At 50.9% G+C, this 5114-nt stretch carries 6 protein-coding genes and 1 pseudogene; 4 read left to right on the top strand and 3 right to left on the bottom strand.

The window, feature by feature from the left end; all coding sequences use genetic code 11:
* Window positions 1-718, bottom strand: a pseudogene (locus tag K5905_RS27165) (hypothetical protein); the annotation flags it as partial.
* A 459-nt stretch (window positions 719-1177) separates the two neighbouring features.
* On the opposite strand from K5905_RS27165, the gene K5905_RS27160 reads away from it, so the two are divergent.
* The 3 genes from K5905_RS27160 to K5905_RS27150 all read left to right on the top strand — a co-directional run bounded on the left by K5905_RS27160 (window position 1178) and on the right by K5905_RS27150 (window position 3803).
* A complete protein-coding gene (locus tag K5905_RS27160; RefSeq protein WP_297590142.1) occupies window positions 1178-1666 on the top strand; it encodes a universal stress protein in 489 nt (162 codons plus the stop codon).
* Window positions 1667-2223: 557 nt separating this feature from the next.
* On the top strand, window positions 2224-2931 hold the full coding sequence (locus K5905_RS27155; RefSeq protein WP_297590140.1) for a hypothetical protein: 708 nt from the start codon (window positions 2224-2226) through the stop codon (window positions 2929-2931).
* Window positions 2932-3143: 212 nt separating this feature from the next.
* Window positions 3144-3803 (top strand): hypothetical protein, encoded by a 660-nt coding sequence (locus K5905_RS27150; RefSeq protein WP_297590138.1) that lies wholly within the window; start codon window positions 3144-3146, stop codon window positions 3801-3803.
* On the opposite strand, the gene K5905_RS27145 is transcribed toward K5905_RS27150, so the two are convergent.
* Window positions 3750-4109 (bottom strand): hypothetical protein, encoded by a 360-nt coding sequence (locus K5905_RS27145; RefSeq protein ID WP_297590137.1) that lies wholly within the window; start codon window positions 4107-4109, stop codon window positions 3750-3752. The two genes, K5905_RS27150 and K5905_RS27145, sit on opposite strands and share 54 nt — an antisense overlap.
* Window positions 4110-4164: 55 nt before the next feature.
* Between K5905_RS27145 and K5905_RS31655 the strand changes: the two genes are divergently transcribed.
* On the top strand, window positions 4165-4773 hold the full coding sequence (locus K5905_RS31655; protein ID WP_367187030.1) for an N-acetyltransferase family protein: 609 nt from the start codon (window positions 4165-4167) through the stop codon (window positions 4771-4773).
* On the opposite strand, the gene K5905_RS27140 is transcribed toward K5905_RS31655, so the two are convergent.
* A partial coding sequence (locus K5905_RS27140; RefSeq protein ID WP_297590135.1) for a helix-turn-helix transcriptional regulator occupies window positions 4676-5114 on the bottom strand: 439 nt, incomplete at its 5' end. The two genes, K5905_RS31655 and K5905_RS27140, sit on opposite strands and share 98 nt — an antisense overlap.

Below are 5114 nucleotides of genomic sequence, written 5' to 3'. Positions count from 1 at the left end.
CGTTGTGGAACAGCGAGCGATAGGCGGCAAAATGGATACTCCCTTCACCGCGTTCATCAATCCGGATCCCGTCGGCATCAAACGCCCCGATTCCCGCGCGGTATATCTCAACATCCGAGAGATGGACCGCGATGGAAGCCGGAGCACCGTTTCCACCACCACCACTTCCAGCACCGCAATCGTCGGCAAGGTCACAATCAGAAATGTGAATGCCGTGATAGGCGATGTCGGATACCGAAACGCCATCCAGGGTCAGATTGACAACACCGGTCTGGTCTTCTCGAACATCAATGAAGATACCCTTGCCGCCCGAACCGTCGCCGTCGCCTCTGTTTTCGATATTGAAGCCGCCTGGGCCCTTGAAATTCATCAGGGACACCGAAAGGTCGGCACCTTCGGACAGCGCGAGCAGGGTGGTGTTTTCGTGTGTCCTCACCGTTTGCCCGTTACCAATCAGGACCAGCGGCGCACGGCCCGAGTAGGTGAGGGTGGATGAGATTTCTATGTCTGACCTGGTCACGACAAAAATCGGAACGGAAACCGGTTGGTCCGACGCGATCTCAATAGCTGCGCGCAGGGACCCGTCGCCTGTGTCGGCTCCAGTCGTCACAAGCAGCGCGGATTGTGCAAATGCGGTTGACGTCAACGCCAGCGCGCCGACCGCAGCACCAAGGAACAGTGCAGCTGAAGTCTTTCCCGCACCCGAATTCACTCCCATGACCAGCCTCCTCACAGGGCATCTGCAGATGTTTCAGCCGAGCATAGATGAAGTGAAAAGGAAACTGAAACCGCAGACCGGATTGCAGGTGGGGATTAAATCGCGAGAAAACCCATTGCCTTGGCGGCATCAATTGCCTGCCACGAAGGGAGACCGCAACTTTCAAGATGTTTCCCGTCCGGTCCTGTATGACGATTTGAACGGATGGTGTAAGCGAGTGAGTTTGGCTCATCATCGTCAGCTGTTTGTTCATATGACGCGTCAAAAGGGCCACTGAATCAACACAGCAGTAATGTGCCGTATTTAGGTAAGCCGTAGAAAACTGTAGGTCAGCTAATCTGTATTAAAGGCCTTCCATGCTTTTCTGGGTCTCATGATACTTATTTCTTTGAGCAACCTTCATATCCAAACTGATTATCTATATTGTTATTCAACAATCCTAAGGTTGCTGGACATGACATGCACAAAATACTGATACCCGTAGATGGGTCTATCCACTCAATGAAAGCACTTAGGATCGCTTCGGATCTGGCCGGCAAGTATCAGGGACGCCTTTATATTTGCCACGTTTTGCTTAGGGGTAAGGATGCCAGCGATCTGATGGCATTGGAAATATCCAGCCAATTCGATAAGCCACTACACCAAATCCTGACCAAGGCAATCTCGGCCAACCTGGGCCCGGCTCCGGACAAGATACTCCGCAAGGTCGGACAGATTATCGTTGATCACTTTGCTGAAAAGGCCAGAAACCAGGGTGTCGAGCTTGAAACGATACCCATCCTGAGCGGAAATCCTGCCGACGAGATCGTCAAAATGCAGCAGAAAATTGAGGCCGGAACAATCGTCATGGGAGCCCGAGGCGTTACGCACTCGGACGGCTCAACCTTCGGCAGTGTTTCCCAAGAGATTTTCAGTCGGGCCAAGTGCACATGCATCTCAGTGAAGTAGGCAACACACGATCGAAAACGGTGCGTTACTGCCCGCTGCCTGGAATTCATCCTAAGCGTCTATCGCTTCAAAGTGTAACGCGCAAGAACGGTTGGCACTAAGGGCATATCCGGGATTAAGTGGGATTAGGTGATTTTTGGCGGTTTTCTGCCGATTGTTGTGAAACCAGGCCAAATCCGGCGCGTAACTTCGTTTGGCACTATACCGGCGGATTGCCGGTTGCGGTTTTGGTGCCAAATGAAATTACCTAATGAAATCAAATGCTGGGCAAAACTGAGGTAGCAACTAATCCGGATTTTTCGGGGTGAGTTGCTACCTTGTGAAAAATGGCGGAAATCTGCGGTGTCGTGGGAAGTACGGTTGGCTTAACGGCAAACTGAGGTAGCAACTTGAAAGGCTATAGTGAGGACTCAAAGCGTCGCCCGTGAACTCATTGACTAAATGCCGGTTTTAGAGAACGGCCCCAGTGAATTCAGATCCACAGCCCCAAGTGTCTTTATTGAGGAAGGTCCTGGAAAGTTTCCCTCGTTCAGTTGTTGCATGCTATGTCTTTGAGCATGAATAAGAATGCTATTTGGTTCGCCGTTGGAGCCTTTATTTCGCTTTTTTCGATTGTTGCGTGGATGATGCTGGACAATGCCTGTTCCAACTTGGGTGGACGGGGTGAAATCAGCGAGTGCTGGCGCGGTTGGGTAGGGGCCTGGGGAGGCTGGTTTGCAGGGGCTGCCGCCGTGGTAACTTTGTTTCTTATCTGGCGTAGCGTGGTAACTGCACAGACAAGCAACAGAATTCTCGAAAGACAAACAAAAGCTATCACCGGCGAACTCGATCCAGTCTTTAATCATAATGGAACAGCGACCCAGGACAGAACTAAAGAACTTTTCCGTTTTTGGAACTACAATCGGCGTTCTATTACAGTTGATGGCGTCGAAATTGTCGAGCCGGCGAACGTTTCCTTTGCAAATATTGCCTATAAAGCTTCCGGAAGCTCCAAGTACGTGCCGTTGCAGGTAGAACGCGGCAGCGGAGGGCGCAGAGTGAAGGCGACCATCGCCGTTGTAGGCACTCCTATTGGCGAGCAATGTAAAGCCCTTGTTTGGAAAATGGCATTCTATCTGGAGGATCCGCATGCGGCGGATACGGAACTGGAAATGAGACTAAGAATTCATTGGCGGTTTCGGGATGCAAATCACTCTGACAAGGAATCGACCGATTGCTCTACGATGGTAACGGCTTACGGATTTGGAACGCCCTTGACAATGTGAGTTTGCTCATCGCCAGAAAAGGCGTAGCAACAACTTTTCTATATCACGCTTCTTTCACGCAACCTGTGATAGCGCATGCATTGGGGAAGGTGCCTACACGGAATCAGTGAGGTAAGCGGGTGGCGCGTGCAGCAGCAGTTGTTTCAATTTTTCTACTGAGTTTCATTTTATCGTTTTCACAGCCCGCGTTGTCACAGGAAATTCTGAAGCAGGTGAGAACCACTATTGCTTTGAACAGGTTGTCTGCCGAAAGGATATTTCTGGCAATCGACCACGCTCTCGACACTGCTGGATACACAATAAAGATGACGAGCAACAAGCGTGTTGTTCATGAGGAATTTCGCGAGATCGCGGAACGACTGCCCGGTGTTCGTGCCATCATTCTGATAGATCCTTCAGGAACCCTGACGATAGACAGCTACCAGCATCCTCCTGCGGATATCAATTTGAGTGACCGCGAATATGTGCAGCGGGCGCAACAATCTCCCGGCCTGTTTATTGGAACAACTACAATCGGGCGGACATCAGGCGTCCCGTTTCTGCCGGTGGCGAAGCAAGTAGGAGACAACGTAGTTGCCGCGATCGTGGCACCGCACTTTCTTATTCATGAAGAGGGAAGGTGCGCAGATTGCGTTTCTGCTTTGCTGCGTGAAGACGGTTCGTTGATAGCTTCGTTTCCGCCTGCCGCAGAAATTCCCGACAACGTCCTCAGCTTGCCCCTAATCAACAAAGGGCTTGAAGGCAGCTCATCGTCTCTGTTCAGCAAGACGGATTCGATTATTGGATGGCGTCGATCGGATCTTTATCCGTTTATCGTCTTAGGCGCTCGCGGTCTGAGGTCCGGCGCACTTCTGGGTGTCAATGACCGATAGGAAATAATTGAGCATCTGCATGCGCGACTGGCCGAGCAGTTGATCAAGTAATGAAACGCTTCCTAGAGCGCGATCCCATTCAACTGTTGGCGACTGACCGGAACTACAGGCGGCAAATGCGGCCAGTTTTCCAAGCATCTCATCGCTAACGTCGAGCTGATTGTTTCTGAGACCGGTGTAATGCAACGTTTCTGATAGTGCGAAACCAAACAACCCGAAAACAACGAACAATGAAACTAACTTTTTCCAGCCCTGTTGTGGCCTATTTAATCGGGAAATAGCTGCCTGAAAATTCTGGTCAATCATTGCCGAATAGCTTCTGATGGTTGTGGGTATTTACTACAACCTAGGATGATGACAGATGTCAATGAACATTCGCAATGGGAAATGTGGCGACGCTAATACAATTTCTGAGATACATAGTATGTGTTGGCGAGAAGTGTATTCCTTCATGCCGGATGAGGTGCACCAGGCACGGTCGAAGGACTACCGAAAGTCTCAATGGGAACGATGGTTTAGCGATCAGCCCGATGGCGAAACACTTTTGGTTTTGACGCACGATGAAACCGTAGTTGGCTTCGCTCTATCCAAGCCAAACACAGATTGCGACATTTCAGCACCTGGTGAGATGCATGCTGGCTATGTCTTGCCGGAATACAGGGGAGGAATGAGCGGGCCTGCCATGATGAAAGGTCTCGCGGAACGCATGATGCAAATGGGGCAATGGCCCGCTTGCATCTGGGCTTTTAAGGAGAACCCGCACAGGCGGTTTTACAGCGCCCTTGGCTGGCATGCGGTTGTACACCGTGACCGGACCATCGCCGGGAAGCAAATTCCGGAAATTGGATATACCAGCCCATCCTATGACGAGCTTACGTGTCGTCTTGACCGGATGCTCTCTTCATTCTCTCAGCGCCAAATTCTACCACGCGAGAGGCAGACTTCTCGTCATAGTCGTCAAGCGTCATGAGATAGTCGAACAACTCAAGGAAGTTCTCTGCGAAGGCTTTCTGCTTTACACGTCGCAGGCCCTGACCTGCGACGGAATAGGCGATGTTGTAAATAATCTTCCGTATGTGAGCTACTGAGACATCACCTGCGGCGGCGTCTCCGCCGATTAACATGCTTCCTTGTCCTGTGAACAGCCAGTGCAAGTTTAAGCCGTGAACTCTGACTAATTCCAAGAGCACGGAACCATTTGGTTCAGCATCACCGCGTTCATAGTTTGCATAAGTTCCGGGTATTAATCCGATGGTTCGTGCGAAATCGTCGCGCGGCGTTTGCCCTCGAAGTTCAATAAGTCTTTGAGCC

The organism is Roseibium sp., from assembly GCF_025698965.1.
GTDB lineage: Bacteria > Pseudomonadota > Alphaproteobacteria > Rhizobiales > Stappiaceae > Roseibium.
The sequence above is the reverse complement of the archived record's forward strand: the minus strand, read 5'-3'. Positions and strand labels throughout refer to the sequence as shown.

Coding starts and splice junctions, on each gene's coding strand:
- K5905_RS27160 (WP_297590142.1), top strand. CDS start 1,178: ATGCACAAAATACTGATACCCGTAGATGGGTCTATCCACTCAATGAAA.
- K5905_RS27155 (WP_297590140.1), top strand. CDS start 2,224: ATGAATAAGAATGCTATTTGGTTCGCCGTTGGAGCCTTTATTTCGCTT.
- K5905_RS27145 (WP_297590137.1), bottom strand. CDS start 4,109: ATGATTGACCAGAATTTTCAGGCAGCTATTTCCCGATTAAATAGGCCA.
- K5905_RS31655 (WP_367187030.1), top strand. CDS start 4,165: ATGTCAATGAACATTCGCAATGGGAAATGTGGCGACGCTAATACAATT.